A 25,812-nucleotide genomic window follows, 5' to 3' on the forward strand; every position below is an offset into this window, starting at 1 on the left:
GGCCGATGGCACGCCTGACGGGACGGCGGATCCTCTTCGCCGTCCCCGTCCTGGCCGCCGTCACCTTCGGCGTGTTCGCGGTCGCCGCCGCGTCCCCCTTCGACCCCGTCAAGGCCTACGCGGGCACGGCCGGGCTCACCTCGTCGCAGGCGAACCTCGACCAGCTCCGCGCCAACCTCGGCGTCGACCGCCCCCTCGTCAGCCGCTGGTGGGACTGGCTGACCTCCGCCCTCCACGGCGACCTCGGCGACTCGGCCGTCATGCGCCAGCCCGTCGCCGACGTCATCGGCGAACGCATCGGCTGGTCGGCGCTGCTCGCGGCCACCGCCTTCCTCGCCGCCGTCCTCCTCGGCACGACGCTCGGCGTCCTCGCCGCCCGACGCCAGGGCGGCTGGCTCGACCGGACCGTCAGCTCGCTCGCCTACGTCCTGGAGGCCGCGCCCCCGTTCTGGCTCGGCCTGCTCGCCGTCTGGCTGTTCTCCCTCAAGCTCGGCGCACTCCCGGCCGGCGGGCTCACCGACACCGGCAGCACCACGATCACCGCCGGCCAGATCACCTCACACCTGATCCTCCCGGCCGCCGTCCTTGCCCTGTCCCAACTTCCCTGGTTCGTCCTCTACGTACGCCAGGGCGTCGCCGACGCGCTCGCCGAGGACCCCGTCCGAGGGGCACGCGCACGCGGACTCGCCCCACGCACCGTGCTTCTCGGCCATGCCCTGCGCTCCGGAATGCTCCCCGTCCTGACCCTCATCGGCTCCCGCGTACCCGAACTCATCACCGGCGCGCTCCTCGTGGAGACGGTGTTCAGCTGGCCCGGCATCGCCGCCGCCACCGTGCAGGCCGCGACCTCCGTGGACTTCCCGCTGCTCGCCGCACTGACCGTGCTCGCCACGCTCGCCGTACTCCTCGGCAACCTGGCCGCCGACCTCCTGTACGGCCTCGCCGACCCGAGAGTGGGATTCGATGGCTGACCTCACCTGGCGCACCCACGGCGAGGCCCGCCGCTCCACGCGCGTGTGGCGGGTGCGTACGTCCGCCGTGCTCGTCGCCGCCGTCGTCCTCACTGTCCTCGTCGTGCCGCCCCTCGCCCACGTCGACCAACAGGCCGTCGACCTCGCAGCCAAGCTCCAACCACCCACCTGGGCCCACCCGTTCGGCACCGACGACGTCGGCCGCGACCTCCTGCTCCGCTGCGTGTACGGGCTCCGCGTCTCGCTCCTCGTGGGTGTTGTGGCCGCCGTCGTGGCGACCGTCATCGGGACGGCCGTCGGGGCGCTCGCGGGAGCCGTCGGCGGCTGGACGGACCGGGTCGTCATGCGCCTCGTCGACGTGTTCTCCTCGGTGCCGCACTTGCTGCTCGGCATCTTCATCGTGGCCATGTTCCAGCCGGGCGTCTGGCCCGTCATCGTCTCGGTCGCGCTCACGCACTGGCTGTCCACGGCCCGTATCGTCCGCGCCGAAGTGCTCTCCCTGCGCTCCCGGCCCTACATCGACGCCGCCGTGTCAGGGGGTTCGTCGCGGTGGCGGATCGCCGTGCGCCACCTGGTGCCGGGCGTCCTGCCGCGCGCCGCGCTCGCCGCCGTCCTGATGGTGCCGCACGCGATCTGGCACGAGTCGGCCCTCTCGTTCCTCGGCCTCGGGCTTCCCGCGCACGAGGCGAGCCTGGGCATCCTCGTCCAGTCCGCGCGCGGCTCCCTGCTCGCCGGGAACTGGTGGCCGACGCTCTTCCCCGGCCTCTTCGTCATCGTGCCGACCCTGGCCATCGCGGGCCTCGCCGGCGCCTGGCGCGAACGACTCGATCCCCGCCGCCGATCGGAGCTCATGCTGTGACGCCACCTGTTCTCCGCGTGCGCGATCTGTCCGTACGCTTCCGGATGCGTGACGGCGCGTACGTGCAGGCCGTCGACGGTGCCCGTTTCGACCTGGCGGCGGGCGAGTGCCTGGCTCTCGTCGGCGAGAGCGGTTGCGGCAAGTCGGTGCTCGCCTCCGCGCTCCTCGGGCTGCTCCCGGGCAACGCGGAGACGGCCGGGTCCGCGTTCGTGGGCGACCTCGATCTGCTGGCCGCAGACGAGCACACTCTGGCCCGCACGGTGCGGGGCCGCCGCGTGGGCCTCGTACCGCAGAGCCCGGCCGCGCACCTCACGCCCGTACGGACTGTGCGCTCCCAACTCCGGGAAGTGGTCAGGGAGTTGACGGGCGCGCGCGGGACTCGGCTGGCGGCTGCCGTCGAGGAGGCCGCGGCGCGTGCCGCGTTTCCCGGCGGGCACCTCGACCGGTATCCGCACGAGCTGTCCGGCGGGCTCGCGCAGCGGGCGGCGACCGCGCTGGCGCTGGTCGGTGACGCGCCCCTGCTCCTCGCGGACGAACCCACGACCGGCCTCGACCGCGACCTCGTCGATCGCACCGTCGACGAACTCCGCCGCCACATCGGGAGCGACCGCGCGCTCCTCCTCATCACCCATGACCTCGCCGCCGCCGAACGCATTGCCGACCGCGTGGCCGTCATGTACGCGAGCCGTGTCGTCGAACTGGCCGACGCCGCCTGCTTCTTCGGCACCCCGGGCCCGCAGCACCCCTACGCCCGAGGGCTCCTGAACGCCCTGCCCGACCGCGAGTTCACGCCGATCCCCGGGATGCCGCCCGAACTCGGCGCCCTGCCCGACGGCTGCGCGTTCGCCGAGCGCTGCGACCGCGCCGATGCCCTGTGCGCGGTGGGTCCGGCGCTCAGGGACGGCGTGGCCTGCCATCACCCCGCGACCGTGCCCCTGGAGGCGCCGCGTGCTTGAACTCCTCTCCGTCACGGCCGGGTACGAGCGCGGCAACCCGGTCGTGCGGGACGTGAGCTTGACCGTCGCTCCCGGCGAGGCCGTCGGGCTGCTCGGGCCCAGCGGCTGCGGCAAGTCCACGCTCGCCCGGGTCGCCGCCCTGCTCCACCGGCCCGACTCCGGCCGCGTCGTCATAGACGGGGAACCGGCCCGTGGCTGGCGCCACCGCGCGCCCCGCGAGCAGCGCACCGCGTTCGGCGTCGTCTTCCAGCAGCCCCGCCAGTCGGCCGACCCACGGCTGCGCCTCGCCGACCTGATCGCGGAACCGCTGCGGGCCACGGGCCTGCGCCCGGACGACCGCGTCGCCGAGCTGGCGGCGACCGTCGGCCTCGGCCCCGACCTGCTGCCGCGCCGCCCGCACGAGGTCAGCGACGGGCAGCTGCAACGCGCCTGCCTCGCACGGGCCCTCGCCCTGCGCCCCCGCTGGCTGATCTGCGACGAGATGACGGCAATGCTCGACGCGTCCACGACGGCGGCCCTGGTGACGGTCGTGGAGGCGTACCGGAAGGAGACGGGCGCGGGCCTGCTGGCCGTGGGCCACGACCGACAGCTCATGGAGCGGTGGTGCGACCGGACGGTGGAGTGGGGTGTGCCGGCCACCGGCGGATGAACCGGGGATGCAGGTCCGGCCAACTCCCTTACTTCCCTTGTCCATTGAGCGGCTTTAGCCCCCGTGCTCACTGAGGTTCCGTACGGCACTCGCTGGGAGGAACACATGTCCCACCCCACTCGTCGCAGAGCCATCACCACGAGGGCCGCGTCGGCTTCCGGGCCACCACCGACCTGGCGGGGCCCCGATCGAGAAGCCGTATGGACCGAATTGCCGGCCGCTGGGGCCAGACGGGTTCGCTGGGGGTAGCTGGTTGTTGGCCTGTGCGTTCCGATCTGGACGGCAGTCGGTTGGGGGAACGTCTTGACCTGAAGCATGGTTGAGGTCGAATGATCGAGCCATGAACGACATGCGTAGTACGACGAATCCCCGCGACCACTTCGAGATCAGCACCCTCATCAGCGGCTTCTTTCGCGCCATGGACGAGCGGCGGTTCGACGCGGGTTGGGCTGCGGCCTATTTCACCGGCGATCTACGGACGACGACGCCGCTCGGCGTGGCCGAGGGCGTTGACGCGGTACGCCATGTTGAGGAGGCCATCGGCCGGTTCGCCGCCACCCTGCACATCTCCTCCGACGTCCTGGTCCGGGCTGAACCGGGCGCGGGGACGGCCAGTGCCTCCTGGAACGCCCACATGACGCATGTTCACCTGGACTCCACGCTTCGAGTACGGGGTGAGGGCGCCGACCCTCTGTTCACCGTGGGCGGCGTCTACGAGGGGCAATTCCGACGTACCGAAAGCGGCTGGCGCATGAGCCACATGTCCGTGCGCGTCGTCTGGACCACGGGCGAGCCGCCTGTCCTGCCGACGGAGACCGTCACCCGCGTCGCGGAACTGACCGGCGCTCGGGCGTCGATCTGAACCCGACCGGCCCCCACACCACTCGTTCGGCGGACGCGTCACTCGCCCGGGCTCAGGGTCCGCTACGCCACACTTGCCGCCGAAAGCCTCGGTGTCGGTCTGGCGGAGGAGGTTCGGCGATGTCCCTGTCGATTTCGGTGGTGCTGCTGCTTCTGATCCTGGCGGTGATCTTCCTGCGCAACGGCGCGATGAAGTTCTCGCACGCGATCGTCTGCATGTTGCTGGGGTTCTCGTTGGCCGGCACGAGCATGGCGCCCACGCTCCAAAACGGCCTGACGGCCACGGCGGGAATCCTGAGCAGCCTCCACCCCTGAACACGAACGGCCAGGTCAGCGCCGCGCGAACACCCCGATCCCGTCCGCCACGGCACGTTCAGGCGCGTCCGTCGGGTGATTCCGTACGGTGACCGACGCGGCGCCCGGCGCTCGGGCGACCAGGGTCGACGAGCCTCCGCCGTCCAGGCTGAACGCGTCGTCGGCGCCCAAATCCCTTATGGCATCAGCCACTTCGGCGATGGTGAGGCCGGTGCGGTACTTGCGGGAGCCGTCGAGAGCCAGCAGGAACAGATGGTGACCGTCGCGAGTGATGCCGGCGGCCGTGCGTACGGTGGACGTCTTCGCGTCGAGTCCCCGCAACCGCACACCGTTCCGCAGGATCGGGTAGCCGCCGATCGCGAAGCGGAAGGGGATGCGGGAGGAGGCGGCCACGAGCCGGTGCGTGATCTTGACGTGTTCGCCGGCCCAGAGTTTGCGCAGCGCCCGCGCACCCGCTTCACGCCCGACGAGGACAGTGGTGCCGGACGCTATGGGACCGCTGCCCGGAGTGGTGGACGACGACACGACACGGCCCCTGCGTACCGTCACCTCATAGGTGTCCGCACTGCACGGCGCGGCCCGGTCGGTGTCCGTTCCGCACGTCGCGCGGGCCCGTGACACCGCGCCCCAGTCGGAGGTGAACGCACCGACCGAACCGACCGGCAGCGCGTACTGGTTGAGGCCGCCGAGCGGCAGGCTCCGCCCGTTCGCGCGGACCGTGCCGTCCAGGGCCAGACGGTCGAGCCGGGCGCGGTGGTCGACGCCCACGCCGAGCACGTCCTCGGTCGTCGTTCCGGGCGGGAGCGCGGGTCCGAAGCGCTGGCCGTCAGGGACGGCGGACTTGAGTGTCCGGCCACTCGCGACGGCCGGGCCCACGGGGGCGCCAGTGGCCGCTACGCCCGGATGCTGGGACTCCGTGATGTCGAAGAAGTCGCCGTTGACCCCGCCGACCGCGCCGCTCGCGTCGGCCAGCGAGGAGATCGTCGCCCGTCCGCCCACCGCCGTCGGGTGCAGCAGATCGACGCGTACGCCCGCTTCGAACAGGTCGATGCTCAGGACGTGAGCGTGGGCCGGGCCCTTCGCCCCGGGTATGTCGAACTGCTCGTAGGTGACGCCCGGGGCGATCGACGTGCCATGGCCGGTCGGCGAAGCGCCGCTGGCCGGCGTGGCGCCGGCCAGAGCCGTGCCCGCCAGTGCGCCGAATGCGGCACACGCCGCGAGTGCCGTTCTCAAGCGGACGTCGGGATGTCCCATGTTCCCCCCTGATATCTGGATAACTCACCCCTGCCATGAGGGAGTTCACCAGACCTGGAGGGAGGCTGTGACCGTTATGTCCCGACCAGCCGGGAACGGATGAGGAAACGTACACCTTCGGGTGCTTCCAGAGAAAAGCCGCTGCCCCGGCCCTCGACCACGTCCACGATCAGCCGCGTATGGCTCCAGACCTCGAACTGGCTCTTCGACATCCAGAAGGCGACCGGCTCCGCCACACCGTCCACGATGAGCGAGGCGAGCAGTACGTCACTGCCACCCGTGCGGAACTCGCCCTCCAGGTAGCACATCGGAGCGCTGCCGTCGCAGCAGCCGCCGGACTGATGGAACATCAGGGGACCGTGGGCCGTACTCAGTCGCCGCACCAGGTCGGCGGCCGCCGGGGTCAGTTCCACACGCGGGGCCTCTTCGCTCACGGCAGGCTCCTTCCGTCCGCTGCACCGATGTCGCGAGGCCCCAGTCAACTCCCCGCCACGTTGCAGGAAGGTTGCGCCCGCGCCTTATACGGCCTCCCCGCCCGCCCTTCCGAGGCGGACCGCCCGGGGGGTCGCTCCCCACCAGCGCCGGCAGCAGCGGTTGAGCGCCGACTGTTCGGATAGGCCGAGGAGCAGGGCGACCTGGCCGAGAGGGAGGTCGGTGGCGGTGAGGTAGTGGCGGGCGGCGGCGCGCCGCTGGTCGTCGACGACCTCGGCGAACGTCGTGCCCGCGGAGCGCAGCCGCCGTTGCAGCGTCCGTGGGTGGAGGTTGAGCAGCCCGGCGACTGCCCCGATCTCGGGCGGCGACGTACCGAGCGACTGCTCCACCACCGCCCGTACGCTGCCGACGACATCCGTCGACTCCTTCGGCAACTGCTCGTCGAGGTACGCGAGAGCGAGGTGGCGCAGGCGGGTGTTGCCGCCGCGCAGCGAGCGGTTGGCCAGGCTGAGGGGGACGCGGAGCAGCGCGGCAGGGCGGTCACCTTTCACGGGGACGCCGAAGAAATCCTCGTACACGGAGAGCGGGGCGAACAGTGGGTGGGGGAGTTCCACCGAGCCCAGGCCGTACGGGCCGACGAGGTACATGATCGCCCGGTGCATGAAGCCCAGGGAGAGGTCGGTGCCTGGGGCGGAGCGTCGATTCCGGCACGCACGCCGTAACGGAGGGCGGCCATGCCCGGGGTGCCGTACGGGTCGGGCTCCAGAGTGAGGTGCACCGAGCGGGCGTGGACGAAGAGGTAGCGGGTCGTGCACTCCAGGGCGTCGCCGAGCGTGTCGGAGTTCTGTATGGCGAGGGCCAGCGCACCGAGCATCCCCAGGTCCTGACGTGCGGCGATCCGCAGCCCGAGGTCCGCGCACCCGAGGTCGGCCGCGGCCAGTTCGAGCACCGTCGCCATCGCCTCCTCCGGTACGAGGAGATCGTCCGCGTCGAGCGCGGCCGGAGGGTAGCCGGCCTGCCGGGCGTACGACTCGGCGTCACCGCCGAGTTCCGCCACCGTGGCGCGAAAGCCGCGCAACCCCGCAGATCTGATCACCGACATGTCGTACAGGGTCAAAGATCTGTCGTCCCGGGTCAATTCCTGCCGGGTGTGTGTCCGGACACTGGGATGCATGACGCACACCGCAGACTCCAGCACCGCGGAATCCGCCGACCGGCCCGAACACATCGACGTAGTCGTCGTGGGCGCCGGACTGTCCGGTGTCGGCGCCGCGTACCGGCTCCGGACCGAGTGCCCGGAACGCTCGTACGCGATCACCGAGGCGCGGCAGTCCATGGGCGGGACGTGGGACCTGTTCCGCTACCCGGGCGTGCGCTCGGACTCCGACATGTTCACCCTCGGCTACGCCTTCAAGCCCTGGCTGGGCAGCAAGGTGCTCGCCGACGGCGGGTCCATCCTCAGCTACATCAAGGAGACCGCCGCCGAGTTCGGCATCGACCGGCACATCCGCTACGGCACCAAGGTGGTGGGCGCCGACTGGTCGACCGAGACGGCGCGCTGGACCGTCATGCTGGAACACACCGACGAGACCGGGCACCGCACCCGCTCCACCGTCACCTGCGACTTCCTCTACTCGTGCGCCGGCTACTACAACTACGACAAGGGCCACACCCCCGACTTCGAGGGCGCCGACTCGTTCGCCGGCACGATCGTGCACCCGCAGTTCTGGCCCGAGGACCTGGACTACGCGGGCAAACGCGTCGTCGTCATCGGCAGTGGTGCCACCGCCGTCACCCTGGTCCCCGCGATGGCGCGGACCGCCGCCCACGTCACCATGCTCCAGCGCACCCCGACCTGGATCAGCTCACTGCCCTCGCGCGACAAGCTGGCCGACCGGGTCCGGGCTGTCCTGCCCGAGAGGGCCGCCCACCAGCTGGTGCGGAGCAAGAACATCCTGTTCGGCATCGGCTTCTACCAGTTCTGCCAGCGCAGTCCGAAGGCGGCGCGGCGCGTGCTCACCGGACTCAACAAGCGCATGGCGAAGGACGACCGGCTGGTCGACGAACACCTGACGCCGACGTACGACCCGTGGGACCAGCGGCTGTGCGCGGTGCCCGACGCCGACCTGTTCAAGGCCCTCAGGTCCGGCGACGCCGAGATCGTCACCGACCACATCGACCGCTTCGTCCCCGAGGGCGTCCGGCTGCGGTCGGGCCGCGTCGTGGAGGCCGACATCGTCGTCACCGCCACCGGGCTCCAGCTGCTCGCCTTCGGCGGCATAGCACCGAGCGTGGACGGTGAACCCGTAGCCCTGAACCGCCAGTTCGTGTGGCGCGGCGCCATGATGACCGGCGTCCCCAACTTCGCGGTGTGCATCGGCTACACCAACGCGTCCTGGACCCTGCGCGCCGACCTCACGTCCCGCCTCGTCTGCAAGGTCCTCAACCACATGCGCCGCTACGACTACGCGGCGGTGGAACCGAGGCCGACCAGTGCCCTGAACGCGCGCCCCCTGCTCGACCTCGCCTCCGGCTATGTCCAGCGCTCCATCGACGCGTTCCCCAGGCAGGGCGACCGCAGCCCGTGGAAGGTCCGCCAGAACTACGTGCTCGACGCGGCGTCGACACTGCGGACCAACCTGCACCGGACGCTGGCGCCGACGCCGGGGGCGAGAGTGCAGGCGGCGCGGCGGGCTATGGGGGAGAGGCGGGCGGTGGCGCGGGTGCGGTGACGGGCGCCGGCGGCGCTGGGGGTGGTGTGCGGGGAGGTGACGGTGCCGGGCGGGGCTGGGGCAGTGACGGTGTGGGGCTTTGGTGCGGTGACGTGGTCCGGGCGGCGCTGGAGGCTCCCGCCGGCACGCGCCGCCCGGGGTCGCGTCAGCGCTCGGCGTGCGCCGGGCGGCGGTGCCGGGGGAGACCTTCGTGGGTTCCCGCCGGCACGCGCGGCCCGGCGCCGCGTCAGCCCTCGTCGACCATTGACCCGAGGATCGCGCGGACGGTCTCCTCGGTGATGCCCGGGTGGAGGAAGGCGAGGCGCGCGACCGTCTCGCCCTCCCAGACGCTCGGGGTCACGAAGGCCGTCCCTGACGCGAGCAGCCGCTTGGACCAGGCGTAGTAATCCTCCGGCTGCCAGCCCGTGCGGCGGACGAGGACCACCGTCAACTCCGGCTCGCGCAGCAGCTCCAGACCCTCCGTCTCCTCGACGATTCGGGCGGTGCGACGCGCGATGTCGGCTCCCTTGGCGACCGCGTCACGGTAGGCGTCGGTGCCGTGCACCGCGAGCGAGAACCACAGCGGCAGCCCGCGCGGGCGGCGCGTGAGGTGGTACGCGTAGTCGCTCGGGTTCCACTCGGTCTCGTCGTCGGCGCCGTCCGCCCCGTGGATGGCGTCGAGGTACGACGCGTCCTGCGTGTGGACCGCGCGGGCCAGGCGCGGCTCGCGGTAGAGCAGCGCGCCGCAGTCGAAGGGCGCGAACATCCACTTGTGCGGGTCGACCACGAGGGAGTCCGCGTGCTCGATGCCGCGCAGCCGCTCGCGCAGCTCCGGGACGAAGAGCGCGGCGCCGCCGTACGCGGCGTCGATGTGCAGCCACAGGTCTCGGGCGCGGGCCTGCTCGGCGACGCCTTCGAGGTCGTCGATGATGCCGGCGTTGGTGGTGCCGGCGGTCGCCACGGCTGCGACGACGGGCGCGCCGCCGTCCTGCTCGGCGGCGTCGAGGGCGGCACGCAGGGCCTCACCGGTGAGGCGGTGGTCGGACGTGGGTACGACGAGCGCCTCGACGCCGAGGATGCGGAGCGTGTTGCCGACCGAGGAATGGACCTGGTCGCTCACCGCGATGCGGACGGGGGCGCGCTCGTCCAGGCCGCGCCGGTGCCGGCCGGTGTCGCGGGCGACGACGAGCGCGGAGAGGTTTCCGGCGGAGCCGCCGCTGACGAAGCAGCCACCGGCGGAGGCGGGCATCCCGGCCAGGTCGGCGAACAGGCGGAGCACCTGGTTCTCCGCCGCGACCGCGCCGGACGCCTCCAGCCACGAGACGCCGTGCAGGGACGACGCGGAGAGCGCCATGTCGAACAGGGCGGCGGCCTTGGTGGGGGCGCCCGGTATGAACGCGAGGAAGGCCGGGTGGTCGCACGAGACGACGGTGGGTTCGAGGGACTCGGTGTAGGTGCGGAGCACGTCGGCCGGGGGCCGGGGAGCGGATCCGATCGCGTCCTTGAGTGCCAGGCACAGTTCCTCGTGGTCGCCGAGGCGCCCGAGCGGCGGCTGGTCGAGCCGGAGTCGGTGCAGCAGGTGGTCCATGACCTGCCGAGTGAGGTCCTCGTCGTAAGAGTGCACGGGGCGTCTCTCCTGTCGCGCGCAGCCGGGTCGGGCCGGTGGTGGTACGTGGCTCAGTTGCGGGGCCCGTATTTGGGTCCCAGTCGGATCCTTTTCGGAGAGTAGGCGTTCACCAGGTGCGCGTCAATCGACGGCGTCACTCGGAACGTGCCGTCCCGGCGAGGGCTGGTCGGACTGGTCGAGCCCCGGATCGGTCGTTCGCCGTGAACCGGTCGCGCCGCAGCTCAGTCGTTCCCCAGGAACTGGTCGAGCCGCACCTCAGTCGTTCCCCGCGAACTGGTCGAGCAGCGCGAGGAATTGGCGGTGCGAGTCGAGCAGGTGGTCCCGCATCCGTGCCTCGGCCGCCGCTCCGTCGCCGGACAGCACGGCGAGCGCGATGGCCTCGTGCTCCTCCCGGAACGCTGCGCCGAAGTCCCGCTCCGTCGGGTACACGCGGCTCCAGTCCGATCCGAGCCACAAGGCGTTGCCCCCGACGAACATCTCGGCACGCGCCCGCGTCACCGCCTCCGCCAGGACCTCGTTGCCGCCGGCGGACGCGATGCCCAGGTGGAATCCGGTGTCCGCGCGGTGGTACTCGCCCAGGTCCGCGACCTCCGTGTCGAGCATCGCCACCAGGTTACGGCGGGCCGCCCCCGCCCCGCGCTCGGCCGCGAGGCGTGCCGCGTACGGCTCGATCGCGAGCCGGTACTCCATGTAGTCACGCAGCGAGGCCTGGATCGTCGCCGTGATCGCGGCCCGCGACCTCTCGCCGCCGGGGCGGGCCACGCGAGTGCCGCCGCTGCGCCCGAGTGTGGTCGTGACCAGCCCTTCCTCGGCCAGTTCGCGCACCGCCTGCCGCACGGTGTTGCGCCCCACGCCGAACACGGCGGAGAGCTCCCGCTCGGTCGGCAGTTTGTCGCCCGGCCCGAAACCGCCGAGCGCGATGCGCTGGCGGAGCGCCTCGGCCACCACGGCGTGCGACGCCGCCTGGCGCATTCCGGCCGTCCGTTCGTCACGACTTTCGCTCTTGCTCACGGGCCCTCTCCCCAGCTCACAGGTCACGCGCGTCCCGTCATGCCCCGGACCGCCATCGTATTGGACTTGGCGTGAACCCTATTGACAGCCCCAAGAGGCCCGCTTAGCGTCGCCCCCAGTTTTTGGGTCCATGGCGAACCCAATTGTCGGCGGTGAAGGAGTACGCACATGAGCACAGTCGCAGGCGGCGCTACGGACCCGGTGCCCCGGCGCCGGTCCGGCCCCTGGAAGGTCGCCGGGGCCTCGATGATCGGCACCAGCGTCGAGTGGTACGACTTCGGCATCTACGCCACCGCCGCGGCCCTCGTCTTCCCCGAGCTGTTCTTCCCCGAGATGAACCGGGCGCTCGGCACGCTCATGTCGTTCACGACGCTCTTCGTCGGCTCCCTCGGACGCCCGCTCGGCGCCATCGTGTTCGGGCACATCGGCGACCGCTACGGCCGTAAGCGCGCCCTGATCTGGTCGATGACCCTCATGGGCGGCGCCACCTTCTGCATCGGCCTGCTCCCCGGCTACGCCACGATCGGCGTCGCCGCGCCGCTCCTGCTCGTCCTCATCCGCATGGTCCAGTCACTCGCGGTCGGCGGCGAGTGGGGCGGCGCGGTGCTGTTCGCCGTGGAACACGCCCCGCCCCGGCGCCGCGCGTTCTTCGGCTCCTTCCCCCAAGTCGGCGACGGTGTCGGCTACTTCTTGTCCACCGGCGTCTTCGCGCTCGCCGCCCTGGCCGGTCATGACGCCCTCGTCGGCTGGGCCTGGCGCGTGCCCTTCCTGCTGTCCGCCGTCCTCGTCCTGGTCGGCATCGTCATCCGCAGGTCCATGGAGGAGTCACCCGAGTTCGAGGCCGCGCGTGCGGCAGAGGCCGCCGAGGAGAAGCAGGCGGCGCCGTTCATCGCCGTGGTCCGCGACGCCTGGAAGACCTGGCTCCTCGCCTCCGGCGCGTTCCTCATCACCGTGGGCGGCTACTACGTCGTCGTCACGTTCATGTCGACGTACGCCGTCACCGAACTCGGCTTCACCGACTCGCAGGTGGCGGGCGCCGGCACCGCCGCATCCGTGGTCGTCATCGTGTGCACCCCGCTGGCGGCGATCGTTGCCGACCGGCTCGGCCTGCGCCGCGTCACCCTGACCGGCATCCTGCTGCACCTGGTCGTCGCGTTCCCGATGTTCTGGCTCGCCGACACGCGCTCCGTGCCCGGACTCTGGCTGGCGATGTGTCTCCCGATGCTGGCCAGCACCATCGCGTACGCCTCGATCGGCACGCTCATATCCGGCTGGTTCGCTCCCCGGGTGCGCTACACGGGCCTGTCCATGAGCTTCCAGACGGCGGGGCTCATCGGCACGCTGGCCCCGGCCGCGGCGACCTGGCTGTTCAGCGCCGCCGGGAACTCGTGGGTCCCGGTCGCAGTCGCCTTCGCCGTGATGGCGCTGGTCAGCGCGGGCTGCCTCGCGGCGTTCCGGCAGGGGCCGACCGAGAGCGCCGGGGTCGCCGGGCAAGCAGAGGAGAGGGAGGCGCTGCCCCAGGCCGCCGCCGCACCGGCCGAGTAGATACGGGTACTGCCTTCACCGGTCGGACATCCGCCGGCAGCCGACGCAAGACCTGGCTGCCGGTGGACGCATGTCCGGCGCCCCCCAAGTCACCCCGGCTCCGGCTCCGGCTCCGCGAAATACCGCAGCGCCTCGTCCCGCGTCCCCGCCACATGCTGCCGCGCCAGTTCCTCCGCGGCAGCGGCGTCACGGGCGCGGATCGCCGCGTACAGCCGCTCGTGCTCCCCGCACATCGGGTCGCCGTCGTTTATCTCGGACGTCAGCCGGAAGAGCCTGCGCACCCGGGCGTCCAGCGGGGCCATCATCTCCTGGAGGAGCGGGTTCCCCGACGCCTCGACGATCTGCTGGTGGAAGTCCGCGTTGTGGGCCACGGCCTGACGCAGCTTCCCCGCGTCCGAGGCCTTGCGGCTGCGTGTCAACAGCCGTTCCATCGCCCGCAGTTGAGTGGCCGTCGCATGGCGTGCGGCGAGCCCCGCCGCAAGCCCTTCGAGGTTCTCGCGGACGTCGAAGAGATACGCCGCGTCCTCCGCGCCGAAGTCCGTGACGACGGAGCCCCGGCGGGCCTGCACCGTCAGAAACCCTTCGCGCTCCAGCCGTTGCATGGCCTCGCGCAGGGGGATGCGGGAGACGCCCAGCTGCTCCGCCAGCTCGCGTTCCACCAGGCGCCGGCCGGCCGGGTACGTCCCCTCGATGATCTGTTCGCGGAGCTCCACGTAGACCCGCTCGCGCAGGGACTGGTGGCTCTCGCCGATCGTGGGGCGGCGGTCAGGGCGGGTGGTCATCGAGTCCTCTCCGGTGGATCGCGGGGCGCGGCCGTGGCCCGCCCCGGGTTGCCTCTGATCATCGCAGACCGCGGTTGATCATCTCAGGCCACGGAAAAGACAACGGATTTCGTAGGGCGGAGAACCATTGCCTGGTATTCGGTATACCAGCTAGCTTGTCGTTGCCCGCCGCTCACCAGCAGCGTAACGCGCCAGTCGCGACCGACCGGCTGATCGTGTCGGGCGTCATACGAACCAGTTGGAGGAAGCCCGTGTCGCAACGCGCCGACACCTCGTCGATCCCGCTCGCCCCCCGGGCCCTGCGGAACGCCACGCTGCCCGACGGCCGGCGCGCCGACGTGCACCTGGCCGACGGCCGCGTCACCGCCGTGGTGGACGCGCCGGCCGGCGGTCACGGGGGAGACCCGGAGCCCGGCGTCGTCGACGTCGAGGGCGCCCTCGTCCTCCCCGCGCTCGTCGACGGTCACGCGCACCTGGACAAGACGCTGCTCGGCGCGCCCTGGCAGCCGCACCGCCCCACGGACACCCTGGGCGAGCACATCGCCAACGAGCGGGCCCTGCGCGCCGCGATCGACCTCGAGGTACCCGTGGCCGTGCGGGCCACCGCGTTGGCCAACCGCATGGTGTCCCTGGGCACCGGCCATGTGCGCTCGCACGTCGACATCGACCATGAGGTGCGCCTGAGCGGGCTGCACGCGCTGGTCGACGTACGCGAGAAGTTCCGCGACCGCCTCGGGATGCAGATCGTCGCGTTCCCGCAGAGCGGGGTCGTGACCGCGCCCGGCGTCGCCGACCTCCTGGACGCGGCGCTCGCCGAGGGCGCCGACCTGATCGGCGGGCTCGACCCGGCGGGCTTCGACGGTGACGTGGACGGCCAGCTCGACGTCGTCTTCGGCCTGGCCGAGCGGCACGGCGCCGGCGTCGACATCCACCTCCACGACGGCGGCGAGAGCGGCACCGCGCAGCTCCGCGCCATCGCGGAGCGGACGGCGGCCCTCGGCCTGAACGGCAAGGTCACCGTCAGCCACGCCTTCGCCCTCGGCGATGTCGACGGGCCCGAACTGGACCGCACGGCCGCCGCCCTCGCCGCGGCCGGCGTGACGATCATGACGAACGGGCCGCGCACCTCCATGCCGCCCGTGCTGCGCCTGCGCGAGCAGGGCGTCCGGGTCTTCGCGGGCTCGGACAACATCCGCGACACCTGGTGGCCCTACGGCACCGCGGACATGCTCGAGCGCGCCACGATCATCGGCCTTCAGGGCGACCTGATGACGGACGACGAACTGAGCTTCGCCGCCTCGATGATCACCGACGAGGCCGCGGCGGCGCTCGGCCTCACCGACTACGGCCTCACCCCCGGCTGCCGCGCCGACCTCGTCGTCATCGCGGCGAGCAGCGTTCAGGAAGCGGTCGCGGCCCACCCGCGCCGCCTGCTCGTCCTGCATGACGGACGGGTCGTGGGTCCCACACCGGAGGCGGACTTCCCCGCCTTCGCCATACCGGGCGGCGACGCCTTCGCCGTGCAGGGAGAACGATGAGCATCCAGCAGTCCACGAAGGACTCCGCCGCCACGGCGGCGGCCGGCACCGCCGGCGAGGAGCCGGGCACCGGTCTCACCTCGGGCCAGATCGGCACCTTCGACCTCGTCTTCTTCGTCGTCGCCGCGGCCGCGCCCCTCACGGTGCTGGCCGGTGTGGCGCCCTTCGCCATCTCCATCGGCGGCGCCGGCACCCCGCTCGGCTACCTGATCTCGGGCGCGCTGCTGGTCTTCTTCGCGGCCGGTTTCACGGCCATGAGCATGTACGTGCGCAACGCGGGCGCCTTCTACGCCTACGTCGCCCGCGGCCTCGGCCGCACGCTCGGCGTCGGTATCGCCTACGTCGCCGTGGTCTCGTACAACCTCATCACCCCCGGTGTGGCGGCGGCCTTCGGCTACTTCGCGTCCGGGACGATCCACGACGCGACCGGGGCGAACATCCCGTGGTGGTCGCTGTCCGGCGTCTGTGTGCTGCTCGTGGGTGTCCTCGGCTGGCTGCGGGTGACCCTCAGCGCGAAGGTCCTCGGCATCGCGCTGGTCATGGAGGTCCTGACGCTGCTCATCATGGACGGCGGCATCCTCGGCCATCGCGGCACCGCCGCCATGGACCTGCACTCCTTCGACCCGAGCACGCTCGCCTCCGGCGGCGTCGCGGGCATGTTCGTCATCGTCATCGGCGCCTTCACCGGCTTCGAGGCCACGGCGATCTACGCCGAGGAGGCGCGCGAGCCGAGCCGCACCGTTCCGAAGGCCACGTTCATCGCCGTCGGCTTCCTCGCGGTGTTCTACTCCCTCGGCGTGTGGCTGATCATGGGCGCCTTCGGCACCGACAAGGCGGTGGCCATGGCCCGCGCCGCGGCCGGCCCCGAGATCACCTTCAAGGCGGGCGAGGTCTTCGTCGGAGCTTGGCTGTCGGACGCGATGCACGCCCTGGTCGTCGTCAGCGCCTTCGCCGCCACCCTCGCCTTCCACAACGCCGGCGCCCGGTACCTGTACGCCCTCGGGCGCGAGGGGCTCCTGCCGCGCAAGCTCGGTGTGGTCTCCGCCAAGCAGGGCTCCCCGGGTGTCGCGGTGGGCGCGCAGACCGGCTTCAACATCCTGGTGATCGTCATCGGCGCCGTCCTGGCCGCTGACCCGTTCTCCCAGGTCCTGATCTGGACGAACAGCATCGCGGTCCTCGGCATCATGCTGATGCAGGCGCTGGCGGCCCTCGCCGTGTGGGCGTTCTTCCGCAACGACCGGCGCGGCCTGTCGGCGGCCCGCGTCGTCTGGTCCCCGCTGATCGCGTTCGCGGGCCTCGCGCTCCTGACCGTGCTCGCGGCCTGGAACTTCGACCTGCTGACGGGCGCGTCCTGGACGGTGAACGCCGTACTCCTGGCACCGCTGCCCATCGTGCTCGTGGCCGGCATGGGCATCGCCCTGCGGATCCGGAGCAAGGACCCGCAGCGGTACGCGAAGCTGACGAACGTGGACGTCGAACGGGACTGACGCGCTCCGGGCTCAGCACTGAGGGAGGTGTGCGGGGAGTTTCCCCGCACACCTCCCTCACTCGTTTTCTACGCCGTCGCACCCGCGAGGAAGCGCTCCCGGTCGACGATCGCCCGGTCGATCTCGCCCGTCGCGACGAGCTGGCCGGAGCCGTCCACGGCCCGGACGCGGAAGGTGAGTTTCCGGCCGTCCGCCTCGGCGGGCGGTTCCGCGACGCAGTCGACCTGTCCGCCCACGGGCGTGGCGTGGAGATGCCGGATACGGATTCCGGTCCCCACCGTCGTCTGGCCCTCCGAGACGAAGGGCCCGGCGGCCTCGACGGTGGCCGCCTCCATCCACGAGATCAGCCACGGAGTGGCGAGAACCGGCACGTCACCACTGCCCACCGCCGTCGCGGTATGGGCCTCTGTTACTTCGTTGCGCATCCCGCCACGCTAGCGCCCCACACCCCTGACCAGCACTTCAGGCGGTCCAGCCCGGTTCCTCAGGGCTGATGGTGCAGGCGGTCGAGGAGGCGGTACGCGCGCTGCTCGGCGGCCGCGACGCCGCGCACGCCTGGTCAGAGCGGGAAAGGGACGACGGCGAGAGGACATGTCCGGTGTGTATCACCGGCCGGGGCAGGGACGGCGAGCACCGGTTCTCACCGGTCCGGGCAGCGGGGCGAGCACGGGCCCTCACCACCCCGGGCGCCGCCGGCGAGCACCGGTTCACCCATCATGCGGCCACCTGGCGGAGCGGAGGCTACTGTTACCGCTCATGACCACCAGACTGCCCCTGTCCGCGGTTCCCCGGCTGGGTGGGTCGGTGTTTCTCGGGGCGGTGACCGGTGCGGTCGTCGCGCTGACGGAGAACGTCCCGCTCGGTGTGCTCACCGCGATCCTCGTCACGGAGCTGGCGTTCGTCGTGGCCGGCTGGACGGTGCTGTGGCCCCTGGACGCCGCGGCCACCCGGGCCAACGCCAGGCGCGAGGACTTCCGGCCCGCCACCGACGAACTCGTGATCGTCGCCGTCGCCCTGTGCGGCCTGGCCGCCACCGTGCTGCTGCTCCTGCTGGGCCATTCCCAAAACGGTCACGCGGCGGCAGCGGTCGCACTCGGCGGCGTTTTCATGGCCTGGGCCGCACTCCATCTGATGTACGCGACGCGATACGCGTACCTCTACTACACGGACGTCGGCGGAATCGACTTCAATTCCGACGACCAGCCGAAGTACAGCGACTTCCTCTATTTCAGCTACAACCTCGGCATGACCTATCAGGTGTCCGACACCAGCGTGCGGAGTTCCGCGATCCGTGCCGTGGTGCTGCGCCACACGCTCCTGTCCTACGTCTTCGGCACCAGCATCCTGGCCACGACGATCAACCTCGTCACGGGCATCGTCACCGGCTGACACTCGTGGTCACCGGACGCGCCGTGGCGTTCCCGGGAGCGCCCGTACCCGCCCGATTCCGGCACGGAAATGCGTAGAGGTATACCAAATTCGCTGCGTTTGCGGGCCCCCGTACATCGCGCTTGGCTGGAAGGAATCTCTCGCGCGCTTCAGGAGCGGCCATGTCGATGTCCTTCGGTTCGGGGTTCGGTTCCTCGGATCCGTTCAGTGAATTGTTCAACCGGTTCTTCGGAATGTCGCCCGCGTCCTCACCGCCGGCCGTCCAACGCGTACCGATCGGACGGCTCCTGACGGAATCGTCGCAGGAACTCCTGAACCGGGCCGGGCAGAAGGCCCTGGAGGACGGCACCCACGATCTCGACACCGAGCACCTGCTCTGGGCGACGACGAAGGTCGATCCCACCCGGAAGCTGCTCTCCCAAATCGGTGTGGACCCTGACGCGCTCGCGTCGCAGGTCGCCGCGGTACTGCCGCGGGAGGCGGGTCAGCCGTCCGCCGAGCCCGGACTCACCCCGGCGGCGAAGCGCACCCTCCAGGCGGCCTACTCGCACTCGCAGGCGGCCGGTGCCTCGTACATCGGGCCCGAGCACATCCTGGCCGCGCTCCTGGACGGCTCCGACAGCGGCGCCGCGCGAATGCTGCGCGCGCAGGGCATGGACCCGGAGCGGCTCGAAGGGTTCGCGGACCAGGCGGCCCGCGCGGAAGCGTTGCCCGCAGAGCCGAAGAAGCCGGCCACCACGCTCGACGAGTACGGGCGTGACCTGACGGAGGACGCGAAGGCCGGGAAGCTCGACCCCGTCGTCGGCCGGGCCGACGAGATCGAGCAGACCGTCGAGATCCTTTCGCGGCGCTCGAAGAACAACCCCGTCCTCATCGGCGAACCCGGCGTCGGCAAGACGGCGATCGTGGAGGGCCTGGCCCAGCGCATCGTGGCGGGCGAGGTCCCGCAGACCCTGCAGAACAAGCGGGTCGTCGCGCTCGACCTGTCCGGCATGGTGGCCGGCGCGCAGTACCGAGGCCAGTTCGAGGAACGCCTGAAGAAGGTCATCCAGGATGTCCAGGACGCCAGCGGCGACATCATCCTCTTCATCGACGAACTGCACACCGTCGTGGGCGCCGGCGCGACCGGCGAGGGTTCCATGGACGCGGGCAACATGCTCAAACCCGCCCTCGCCCGGGGCGAGTTGCACGTCGTGGGCGCGACGACCATCGACGAGTACCGCAAGCACATCGAGAAGGACGCCGCCCTGGAGCGCCGCTTCCAGCCCGTGCTGATCCCGGAGCCGACCGTCGAGCAGACGGTGCAGATCCTGGAGGGGCTGCGGGACGCGTACGAGGCCCACCACCAGGTCCGCTTCGCCGACGGCGCGCTGGCCGCGGCGGCAGAACTCTCCGACCGCTACATCAGCGACCGCTTCCTGCCCGACAAGGCCATCGACCTCATGGACCAGGCGGGCGCGCGTGTGCGGCTGCGCAGCGCCGGGCGCTCCACCGAGGTCGTCAGCCGAGAGGACCGGATCGCCAAGCTGCGGCGCGAGCAGCAACAGGCCGTGGCCTCCGAGGACTTCGAGAAGGCGTCGGAGTTCAAGAAGCAGATCGCCGAGCTGGAGGGCGAACTCGCGGGCATCGAGGAACGGCGCGAGGGCGTCGTCTCCGTCACCGCCTCCGACATCGCCGACATCGTGTCCCGCCGCACCGGCATCCCGGTCGCCCAGCTCACCGCGAGCGAGAAGGAGAAGCTCCTCAACCTCGAAGCGGAGATGCACGCGAGGATCGTCGGCCAGGACGAGGCGGTCACGGCCGTCTCGGAGGCGGTACGCCGCAACCGCGCGGGCATGGGCGACCCCAACCGCCCAGTCGGCTCGTTCCTCTTCCTCGGTCCCACCGGCGTCGGCAAGACCGAACTCGCCAAGACACTCGCCGAGTTGCTGTTCGGCGACGAGGACCACATGGTCCGGTTCGACATGAGCGAGTTCCAGGAGAAACACACGGTCGCCCGGCTCGTCGGCGCCCCTCCCGGATACGTCGGCTACGAGGAGGCGGGCCAGCTCACCGAGAAGGTGCGCCGTCAGCCGTACAGCGTGGTGCTGTTCGACGAGGTGGAGAAGGCCCACCCCGACGTGTTCAACACGTTGCTCCAGATCCTCGACGACGGGCGCCTGACGGACGGTCAGGGCCGCACCGTCGACTTCCGGCACTGCGTCGTCATCATGACGTCGAACATCGGCGCCCACCGCATCCTCGCGCACCACGGCGACGTGTCCGACATCAAGGACGAGCTGATGGACGACCTGCGGGCCCGGTTCCTGCCGGAGTTCCTCAACCGCATCGACGACATCATCATCTTCCACGCCCTCGACGAGGACGACCTGTCGGAGATCGTCGAACACCTCCTGGACCAGAGCAAGCGCCGGGTGTCGGCACAGGGCATGACGCTGGACGTCACGGAAGCCGCCAAGAAGCTGCTCGTCGCGCACGGCCACCAGCCCGAGTTCGGCGCCCGCCCGCTGCGCCGCACCATCCAGGGCGAACTCGACAACCGCATCGCGTCGATTCTGCTCAGCGGAGACGCCGAGCCGGGCGACACCGTCGTCGCCGACGTGGAGCACGACACCCTCCACTGCACCGTACGCAAGGGGGAACCCGCGGAGGGTACGGAGACCGGGCGGACCGACTGAGGAGGACACATGGGCCACCACCACAAGCCCAACCGAGCCGTCATGGACCTGGGCCTCGGCAGGGGAATGCCGAAGCGGCCCGATCCGGACGTACTCGACCGGCGCACCCGCGACGACGAACGGGCCGTGGGAATCCGGGCGAGGACGGAGAAGGGCCCCGACGCGCTGTACGAGGAGGTGCACGCGGAGATCGACCGGCAGGTCGACGGAGGCGAGATGCCCACCGCCGCCCGCCGCCGCACCCGGGGCGAGGGCTTCGCACCGGGCCCCCACTAAAAGCCCTGGGCGCCTCACCTACGCGCCCACGAGAGGACCTGGGCGCCTCACCTACGCGCCCACGAGAGGACCCTGAGCGCCTCATCTACGCGCCGCCCACGAAAGGCCCCGCGCGCTACCTGCCCGCCGGGTCGTCCGGCAGCCGTTCCAGCGTGGCCGCCAGGTCTGTGTGGCGGGCGGTCTCCATCAGCGCGCGGGCCATGAGCGAGCCCGGTTCGCGGGCCGTGACGACGAGGCCGACCGGCACCGTCCTGGCCGGGTCCACGAGCGGCACCGCCCGCATCCCGTGCGGGACGCCGAACACGTGCAGCCACGCGTGCGGCACGACACTGGCCCACCGGCCCGTCCTGACGTGCGCGAACAGCGCCGCCACCGAATCCGTCTCGACCCGGGGCGTCACCCGGCACCCGGCCTCCGCGAACAGCTCGTCGAGGACCCGGCGGCCCTGCATGGCCTGTGTCAGCAGACACAGCGAGAGCCGCGACGCCTCCGCCCACGTGGCCGTCGTCCGGTGCGCCAGATCGTCGGCGGCCGTGATCAGCAGCACGTACCGCTCCTGGTAGAGCGGGACGGTCAGGAAGTTCTCGGCCAGCTCCTCGTGCAGGTAGGTGACACCGGCGTCGATCTCGAAGTTCTGGAGCATCCGGAGGATGTCCCGCGACTGCATGTCCGCCGTCACCTCGACGGTCACCAGCGGGTGCGCGTCGCAGAACGGGCCGGTCAGCAGGGACACCGCGCCGGAAGCGGTCGGGACGCAGCCGATGCGCATCCGCCCGCTGAGCCCCGTACGCAGCGCGCCCACCTCGTCCTTGAGGGCGTCGCGGTCGGCCAGGATGCGCTGGGCCCACACCACGATGCGTTCGCCCTCGGGCGTGAGGCCCTCGTACTTGCGGCCGCGCCTGACCAGCGGCACGTCCAGCTCGTCCTCCAGCTTGCGGATCGCCTCGGAGAGGGCGGGCTGGGAGACGTAGCAGGCCTGGGCGGCGCGGGCGAAGTGGCGCTCCCGCGAGAGGGCCACCAGGTACTCGAGTTGACGAAACAGCACGCCTCGGGTCTACCCGAGCACCGGGGGGAAATCCAATCGGGAGGACTTCGAGAGTCAGGCGACGGGCACCGGCTCCAGGCGCTCGGCGCCCGTGTACACGTTCATCGAGGTGCCGCGCAGGAACCCGATCAGGGTGAGCCCGTTCTCCTCGGCCAGGTCCACGGCCAGCGAGGACGGCGCCGATACGGCGGACAGCATCGGGATACCGGCCATCAGCGCCTTCTGCACCAGCTCGAACGAGGCCCGGCCGCTCACCATCAGGACCGTCCCGCGCAGCGGCAGCATTCCCTCGCGCAGCGCGTGGCCGATGACCTTGTCGACCGCGTTGTGCCGGCCGACGTCCTCACGCAGGCACAGCAGTTCCCCCTCGGCGCTGAACAGCCCGGCGGCGTGCAGCCCGCCGGTGCTGTCGAACACCTTCTGGGCCTCCCGCAGCCGGTCCGGCAGCGCCGTCACGGTCTCGGGGGAGACACGCAGCGGATCCTCGGCGACGGTCCACGCCGCCGACGTGCGCACCGCCTCCAGGCTGGCCTTGCCGCACAGCCCGCACGAGGACGTGGTGTAGAAGTTCCGTTCGAGAGAGGCGTCGGGAGCGGCCACACCGGGCGCGAGGAGGACGTCCACCACGTTGTACGTGTTGCCGCCGTCGGCCGTGGCCCCCGCGCAGTAACGGATCCCCGCGACGTCCTCACCGACGTGCGCCACGCCCTCGCTCACCAGGAACCCGGCCGCGAGATCGAAGTCGTGGCCAGGCGTGCGCATGGTCACGGTGAGCGGCCGCCCGCCCACCCTGATCTCCATCGGCTCCTCGACGGCCAGGGTGTCCGGCCGGTACGAGGACACGCCGTCCCTGACTCGCAGCACACGACGCCGCGCGGTCACACGTCCCATGGTGGTGCTCCAATCTCGGAGCGGGGCTCCGACGGTGTCGACGATATGACGCGCGGCGCGCGAGGGGCGGGGGTCAGCCGGCGGAGCTCGCCGGCTCCAGCCGCACCACGACTCCCTTGGAGGTCGGGCAGTTGCTGATGTCGGCGACGCTGTCCAGCGGGACCAGGACGTTGGTCTCCGGGTAGTAGGCGGCGGCGGAACCACGGCTGGCCGGGTAGGCGACGACGCGGAAGTTCTCCGCGCGGCGCTCGCTGCCGTCGGTCCACACGCTGACCAGGTCCACCATGTCGCGGTCGGCGATCCCGAGGTCCTTGAGGTCGGCCGGGTTCACCATCACGACGCGGCGGGCGTCGTGGATGCCGCGGTACCGGTCGTTCGGCGCGTACCAGATGGTGTTCCACTGGTCGTGCGACCGCAGGGTCTGCAGGAGCAGGTGGCCCTCGGGGACGATCGGCATCGTGAAGTCGTTGCGCGTGAAGACGGCCTTGCCGCTGGCCGTGCGGAACGTGCGCGAGCGCGCCGGGTTCGGCAGGTTGAACCCGCCCGGCACCGACACCTTCTCGTTGAAGTTCTCGAAGCCCGGCACGACACGGGAGATACGGTCACGGATCGTGCCGTAGTCCCCCTCGAAGTCCTTCCACGGCAGGGCCGGCATGTCGCCCAGGGTCAGGCTCGCCAGGCGGCTGATGATCGCCACCTCGCTGAGCAGGTGCGGCGACGCGGGCGGCAGCTTGCCCCGCGATGCGTGCACGTCGCTCATCGAGTCCTCGACGGTGATGAACTGCTCGACACCGTTCTGGAAGTCCTTGTCGCTGCGCCCGAGCGTGGGCAGGATCAGCGCGATGTCGCCGCACACCGTGTGGGACCGGTTCAGCTTCGTGGAGACATGGGCGGTGAGGCGGCAGCCCCGCATCGCCTGCTCGGTGACCGCGCTGTCGGGGGTGGCCCGCACGAAGTTGCCCGCGACGCCGAGGAAGACCTTGGCCTGGCCCTCGTACATGGCGCGGATGCCGTTCACCGCGTCGAGACCGTGCTTGGTCGGCGCGGTGAAGCCGAACTCCTCGCCCAGCGCGTCGAGGAACGCCTGCGGCATCCGCTCCCACACGCCCATCGTGCGGTCGCCCTGCACGTTGCTGTGACCGCGCACCGGGCACACACCGGCGCCGGGGCGGCCGATGTTGCCGCGCAGCATCTGGAAGTTGACGACCTCGCGGATGGAGGGGACGCCGTGCTTGTGCTGGGTGAGGCCCATCGCCCAGCACACGATGATCTTCTTGCTCGCCAGGACCCGCTGGTGGACCTCCTCGATCTCCTCGCGGGTCAGGCCGGTCGCCTCGAGGACGTGCTCCCAGGTGACCTGCCGCACGTGCTCGGAGAACTCGGCGAAGCCGGTGGAGTGGGCCTCGATGAACTCGTGGTCGAGGACCGTGCCGGGCGCCGCGTCCTCGGCCTCCAGGAGCAGGCGGTTGAGCGCCTGGAACAGGGCGAGGTCACCGCCGGCGCGGATGTGCAGGAACTGGTCGGCGATCGCCGTGCCGTTGCCGATGATGCCGCGCGGCACCTGCGGGTTCTTGAAGCGCATGAGCCCGGCCTCGGGCAGCGTGTTGACGGCGACGACCTTGCCGCCGTTGCGCTTGGTCTCCTCGAGTGCCGAGAGCATACGCGGGTGGTTGGTGCCCGGGTTCTGGCCCACGACGAAGATCAGGTCGGCCTCGTGGATGTCGTCGAGGGAGACCGTGCCCTTGCCGGTGCCCAGCGTCTCGTTCAGCGCCGAACCGCTGGACTCGTGGCACATGTTGGAGCAGTCGGGCAGGTTGTTCGTGCCGTACGCGCGGGCGAACAGCTGGAGCAGGAAGGCCGCTTCGTTGCTCAGCCGGCCGGAGACGTAGAACAGCGCCTCGTCGGGGGAGGCCAGCGCCTTGAGTTCGGAGGCGAGCAGGCCGAGCGCCTCGTCCCAGTCGATGGGCTCGTAGTGCGTCGCGCCGGGGCGCTTCACCATCGGCTCGGTCAGCCGGCCCTGCTGGTTGAGCCAGTAGTCGGACTTGCCGTCCAGCTCGGCGATCGAGTGCTCGGCGAAGAACTCGCGGGTGATACGACGCGACGTGGCCTCGTCGTTGATGTGCTTGGCGCCGTTCTCGCAGTACTCGTTCATGTGGCGCTTGCCCGGCGCGGGCTCGGGCCAGGCGCAGCCGGGGCAGTCGATGCCCTTGGGCTGGTTGATGTTCAGCAGCGTCAGAGCGGTGCGCTTGACCGAGGTCTGCCCCAGCGAGTACTGCAGCGCCTTGGTGACGGCGGGAACGCCGGCCGCGTACGTCTTCGGCGGGGTCACCGACAGGTCATCGATCGGGTCCTCGATGGTGCTCATGCTCTGCTCTGCCTCTCCCTGCCGTGCGTTCCGTGAGTTCCGTGCGTTCCGCGCTCTCGCGCTTTCCGTATTTCCCGGAGCGGAATCGAATTCACGGATGCCGTTTTACGGATACCGTTCGAGTTCTACTTCTGCGGTTTTTATCCGACGTGCGGTGCGCGTGTAGTGTC

At 71.1% G+C, this 25,812-nt stretch carries 23 protein-coding genes and 1 pseudogene; 13 read left to right on the top strand and 11 right to left on the bottom strand.

Annotated features, from left to right (window positions below; genetic code table 11):
* The first annotated feature begins 5 nt into the window (after positions 1–5).
* From ABZ893_RS06965 to ABZ893_RS06990, 6 genes are all read left to right on the top strand, one after another.
* The gene (locus ABZ893_RS06965) at positions 6–971 is read left to right on the top strand and encodes an ABC transporter permease (protein WP_361398010.1); all 966 of its coding nucleotides are present in this window, start codon (positions 6–8) and stop codon (positions 969–971) included.
* A complete protein-coding gene (locus ABZ893_RS06970; RefSeq protein WP_361398013.1) occupies positions 964–1,830 on the top strand; it encodes an ABC transporter permease in 867 nt (288 codons plus the stop codon). The genes ABZ893_RS06965 and ABZ893_RS06970 overlap by 8 nt, the downstream gene beginning before the upstream one ends.
* 44 nt (positions 1,831–1,874) lie before the next feature.
* Positions 1,875–2,786: an ABC transporter ATP-binding protein gene (locus tag ABZ893_RS06975; protein WP_361398985.1), complete on the top strand. Its 912-nt coding sequence runs from the start codon at positions 1,875–1,877 to the stop codon at positions 2,784–2,786.
* The gene (locus tag ABZ893_RS06980; RefSeq protein WP_361398016.1) at positions 2,779–3,435 is read left to right on the top strand and encodes an ATP-binding cassette domain-containing protein; all 657 of its coding nucleotides are present in this window, start codon (positions 2,779–2,781) and stop codon (positions 3,433–3,435) included. Before ABZ893_RS06975 ends, ABZ893_RS06980 begins: the two co-directional genes overlap by 8 nt.
* A 340-nt stretch (positions 3,436–3,775) precedes the next feature.
* A complete protein-coding gene (locus tag ABZ893_RS06985; protein WP_361398019.1) occupies positions 3,776–4,297 on the top strand; it encodes a nuclear transport factor 2 family protein in 522 nt (173 codons plus the stop codon).
* Between the two features lie 119 nt (positions 4,298–4,416).
* Positions 4,417–4,611, top strand: coding sequence for a hypothetical protein (locus ABZ893_RS06990; protein ID WP_361398022.1), 195 nt, complete (start codon positions 4,417–4,419; stop codon positions 4,609–4,611).
* Between the two features lie 15 nt (positions 4,612–4,626).
* Here ABZ893_RS06990 and ABZ893_RS06995 read toward each other — a convergent pair whose 3' ends face one another.
* The 4 genes and pseudogenes from ABZ893_RS06995 to ABZ893_RS07010 form a co-directional block, all read right to left on the bottom strand.
* Positions 4,627–5,865, bottom strand: coding sequence for a phosphodiester glycosidase family protein (locus tag ABZ893_RS06995; RefSeq protein WP_361398025.1), 1,239 nt, complete (start codon positions 5,863–5,865; stop codon positions 4,627–4,629).
* A gap of 74 nt (positions 5,866–5,939) precedes the next feature.
* Positions 5,940–6,299, bottom strand: a complete 360-nt coding sequence (locus ABZ893_RS07000) for a DUF779 domain-containing protein (protein ID WP_361398028.1) — start codon at positions 6,297–6,299, stop codon at positions 5,940–5,942.
* A gap of 84 nt (positions 6,300–6,383) precedes the next feature.
* A complete protein-coding gene (locus ABZ893_RS07005) occupies positions 6,384–6,848 on the bottom strand; it encodes a helix-turn-helix transcriptional regulator (RefSeq protein ID WP_361398988.1) in 465 nt (154 codons plus the stop codon).
* Positions 6,849–7,525, bottom strand: a pseudogene (locus ABZ893_RS07010) (AraC family transcriptional regulator ligand-binding domain-containing protein); the annotation flags it as partial.
* Between ABZ893_RS07010 and ABZ893_RS07015 the strand changes: the two are divergent.
* The gene (locus ABZ893_RS07015) at positions 7,470–9,029 is read left to right on the top strand and encodes an NAD(P)/FAD-dependent oxidoreductase (protein ID WP_361398031.1); all 1,560 of its coding nucleotides are present in this window, start codon (positions 7,470–7,472) and stop codon (positions 9,027–9,029) included. The pseudogene ABZ893_RS07010 and the gene ABZ893_RS07015 overlap by 56 nt on opposite strands.
* Positions 9,030–9,255: 226 nt before the next feature.
* Here ABZ893_RS07015 and ABZ893_RS07020 read toward each other — a convergent pair whose 3' ends face one another.
* Positions 9,256–10,632 carry a pyridoxal-dependent decarboxylase gene (locus ABZ893_RS07020; RefSeq protein ID WP_361398034.1) on the bottom strand — a complete coding sequence of 459 codons (1,377 nt, stop codon included), beginning with the start codon at positions 10,630–10,632 and terminating at the stop codon, positions 9,256–9,258.
* Positions 10,633–10,890: 258 nt separating this feature from the next.
* Positions 10,891–11,646, bottom strand: coding sequence for an FCD domain-containing protein (locus tag ABZ893_RS07025; protein WP_361398037.1), 756 nt, complete (start codon positions 11,644–11,646; stop codon positions 10,891–10,893).
* 168 nt (positions 11,647–11,814) lie between these two features.
* Between ABZ893_RS07025 and ABZ893_RS07030 the strand changes: the two genes are divergently transcribed.
* Positions 11,815–13,191: an MFS transporter gene (locus ABZ893_RS07030; RefSeq protein WP_361398040.1), complete on the top strand. Its 1,377-nt coding sequence runs from the start codon at positions 11,815–11,817 to the stop codon at positions 13,189–13,191.
* Between the two features lie 89 nt (positions 13,192–13,280).
* Here ABZ893_RS07030 and ABZ893_RS07035 read toward each other — a convergent pair whose 3' ends face one another.
* The gene (locus ABZ893_RS07035; protein ID WP_361398043.1) at positions 13,281–13,973 is read right to left on the bottom strand and encodes a GntR family transcriptional regulator; all 693 of its coding nucleotides are present in this window, start codon (positions 13,971–13,973) and stop codon (positions 13,281–13,283) included.
* Positions 13,974–14,224: 251 nt separating this feature from the next.
* On the opposite strand from ABZ893_RS07035, the gene ABZ893_RS07040 reads away from it, so the two are divergent.
* Both ABZ893_RS07040 and ABZ893_RS07045 read left to right on the top strand, forming a co-directional pair.
* Entirely contained in the window at positions 14,225–15,511 is a 1,287-nt protein-coding gene (locus ABZ893_RS07040; protein WP_361398046.1) for an amidohydrolase family protein, read from the top strand.
* The gene (locus ABZ893_RS07045) at positions 15,508–16,998 is read left to right on the top strand and encodes an APC family permease (RefSeq protein WP_361398049.1); all 1,491 of its coding nucleotides are present in this window, start codon (positions 15,508–15,510) and stop codon (positions 16,996–16,998) included. The genes ABZ893_RS07040 and ABZ893_RS07045 overlap by 4 nt, the downstream gene beginning before the upstream one ends.
* Positions 16,999–17,066: 68 nt before the next feature.
* Here the strand turns inward: ABZ893_RS07045 and ABZ893_RS07050 are convergent, their stop codons facing one another.
* On the bottom strand, positions 17,067–17,423 hold the full coding sequence (locus ABZ893_RS07050; RefSeq protein WP_361398052.1) for a thioesterase family protein: 357 nt from the start codon (positions 17,421–17,423) through the stop codon (positions 17,067–17,069).
* Between the two features lie 331 nt (positions 17,424–17,754).
* Here ABZ893_RS07050 and ABZ893_RS07055 point away from each other — a divergent pair, with 331 nt between their 5' ends.
* The 3 genes from ABZ893_RS07055 (at position 17,755) to ABZ893_RS07065 (ending at position 21,341) form a co-directional block, all read left to right on the top strand.
* Complete coding sequence (locus ABZ893_RS07055; RefSeq protein WP_361398055.1) at positions 17,755–18,387, top strand: DUF1345 domain-containing protein; 633 nt, start codon at positions 17,755–17,757, stop codon at positions 18,385–18,387.
* A gap of 161 nt (positions 18,388–18,548) precedes the next feature.
* Positions 18,549–21,065, top strand: a complete 2,517-nt coding sequence (locus tag ABZ893_RS07060; protein WP_361398058.1) for an ATP-dependent Clp protease ATP-binding subunit — start codon at positions 18,549–18,551, stop codon at positions 21,063–21,065.
* Between the two features lie 9 nt (positions 21,066–21,074).
* Positions 21,075–21,341: a hypothetical protein gene (locus ABZ893_RS07065; RefSeq protein ID WP_361398062.1), complete on the top strand. Its 267-nt coding sequence runs from the start codon at positions 21,075–21,077 to the stop codon at positions 21,339–21,341.
* 115 nt (positions 21,342–21,456) lie between these two features.
* Here ABZ893_RS07065 and ABZ893_RS07070 read toward each other — a convergent pair whose 3' ends face one another.
* The 3 genes from ABZ893_RS07070 to ABZ893_RS07080 all read right to left on the bottom strand — a co-directional run bounded on the left by ABZ893_RS07070 (position 21,457) and on the right by ABZ893_RS07080 (position 25,642).
* On the bottom strand, positions 21,457–22,386 hold the full coding sequence (locus ABZ893_RS07070) for a LysR family transcriptional regulator (protein WP_361398065.1): 930 nt from the start codon (positions 22,384–22,386) through the stop codon (positions 21,457–21,459).
* Positions 22,387–22,440: 54 nt separating this feature from the next.
* Positions 22,441–23,277 (bottom strand): formate dehydrogenase accessory sulfurtransferase FdhD, encoded by an 837-nt coding sequence (gene fdhD, locus ABZ893_RS07075; RefSeq protein ID WP_361398067.1) that lies wholly within the window; start codon positions 23,275–23,277, stop codon positions 22,441–22,443.
* 73 nt (positions 23,278–23,350) lie between these two features.
* Positions 23,351–25,642 (bottom strand): FdhF/YdeP family oxidoreductase, encoded by a 2,292-nt coding sequence (locus ABZ893_RS07080; protein WP_361398070.1) that lies wholly within the window; start codon positions 25,640–25,642, stop codon positions 23,351–23,353.
* Between the last annotated feature and the right edge of the window lie 170 nt (positions 25,643–25,812).

The organism is Streptomyces sp. NPDC046821, assembly GCF_040645335.1.
Classification (GTDB): domain Bacteria; phylum Actinomycetota; class Actinomycetes; order Streptomycetales; family Streptomycetaceae; genus Streptomyces.

What these genes read in the sequence shown, in the direction of transcription:
- ABZ893_RS06970 (WP_361398013.1), top strand. Translation starts at nt 964, where the DNA reads ATGGCTGACCTCACCTGGCGCACCCACGGCGAGGCCCGCCGCTCCACG.
- fdhD (WP_361398067.1), bottom strand. Translation starts at nt 23,277, where the DNA reads ATGGGACGTGTGACCGCGCGGCGTCGTGTGCTGCGAGTCAGGGACGGC.
- ABZ893_RS07065 (WP_361398062.1), top strand. Translation starts at nt 21,075, where the DNA reads ATGGGCCACCACCACAAGCCCAACCGAGCCGTCATGGACCTGGGCCTC.
- ABZ893_RS06995 (WP_361398025.1), bottom strand. Translation starts at nt 5,865, where the DNA reads ATGGGACATCCCGACGTCCGCTTGAGAACGGCACTCGCGGCGTGTGCC.
- ABZ893_RS07015 (WP_361398031.1), top strand. Translation starts at nt 7,470, where the DNA reads ATGACGCACACCGCAGACTCCAGCACCGCGGAATCCGCCGACCGGCCC.
- ABZ893_RS07045 (WP_361398049.1), top strand. Translation starts at nt 15,508, where the DNA reads ATGAGCATCCAGCAGTCCACGAAGGACTCCGCCGCCACGGCGGCGGCC.
- ABZ893_RS06965 (WP_361398010.1), top strand. Translation starts at nt 6, where the DNA reads ATGGCACGCCTGACGGGACGGCGGATCCTCTTCGCCGTCCCCGTCCTG.
- ABZ893_RS06985 (WP_361398019.1), top strand. Translation starts at nt 3,776, where the DNA reads ATGAACGACATGCGTAGTACGACGAATCCCCGCGACCACTTCGAGATC.
- ABZ893_RS07060 (WP_361398058.1), top strand. Translation starts at nt 18,549, where the DNA reads ATGTCGATGTCCTTCGGTTCGGGGTTCGGTTCCTCGGATCCGTTCAGT.
- ABZ893_RS06990 (WP_361398022.1), top strand. Translation starts at nt 4,417, where the DNA reads ATGTCCCTGTCGATTTCGGTGGTGCTGCTGCTTCTGATCCTGGCGGTG.
- ABZ893_RS07050 (WP_361398052.1), bottom strand. Translation starts at nt 17,423, where the DNA reads ATGCGCAACGAAGTAACAGAGGCCCATACCGCGACGGCGGTGGGCAGT.
- ABZ893_RS07055 (WP_361398055.1), top strand. Translation starts at nt 17,755, where the DNA reads ATGACCACCAGACTGCCCCTGTCCGCGGTTCCCCGGCTGGGTGGGTCG.
- ABZ893_RS07080 (WP_361398070.1), bottom strand. Translation starts at nt 25,642, where the DNA reads ATGAGCACCATCGAGGACCCGATCGATGACCTGTCGGTGACCCCGCCG.
- ABZ893_RS06975 (WP_361398985.1), top strand. Translation starts at nt 1,875, where the DNA reads ATGCGTGACGGCGCGTACGTGCAGGCCGTCGACGGTGCCCGTTTCGAC.
- ABZ893_RS07035 (WP_361398043.1), bottom strand. Translation starts at nt 13,973, where the DNA reads ATGACCACCCGCCCTGACCGCCGCCCCACGATCGGCGAGAGCCACCAG.
- ABZ893_RS07030 (WP_361398040.1), top strand. Translation starts at nt 11,815, where the DNA reads ATGAGCACAGTCGCAGGCGGCGCTACGGACCCGGTGCCCCGGCGCCGG.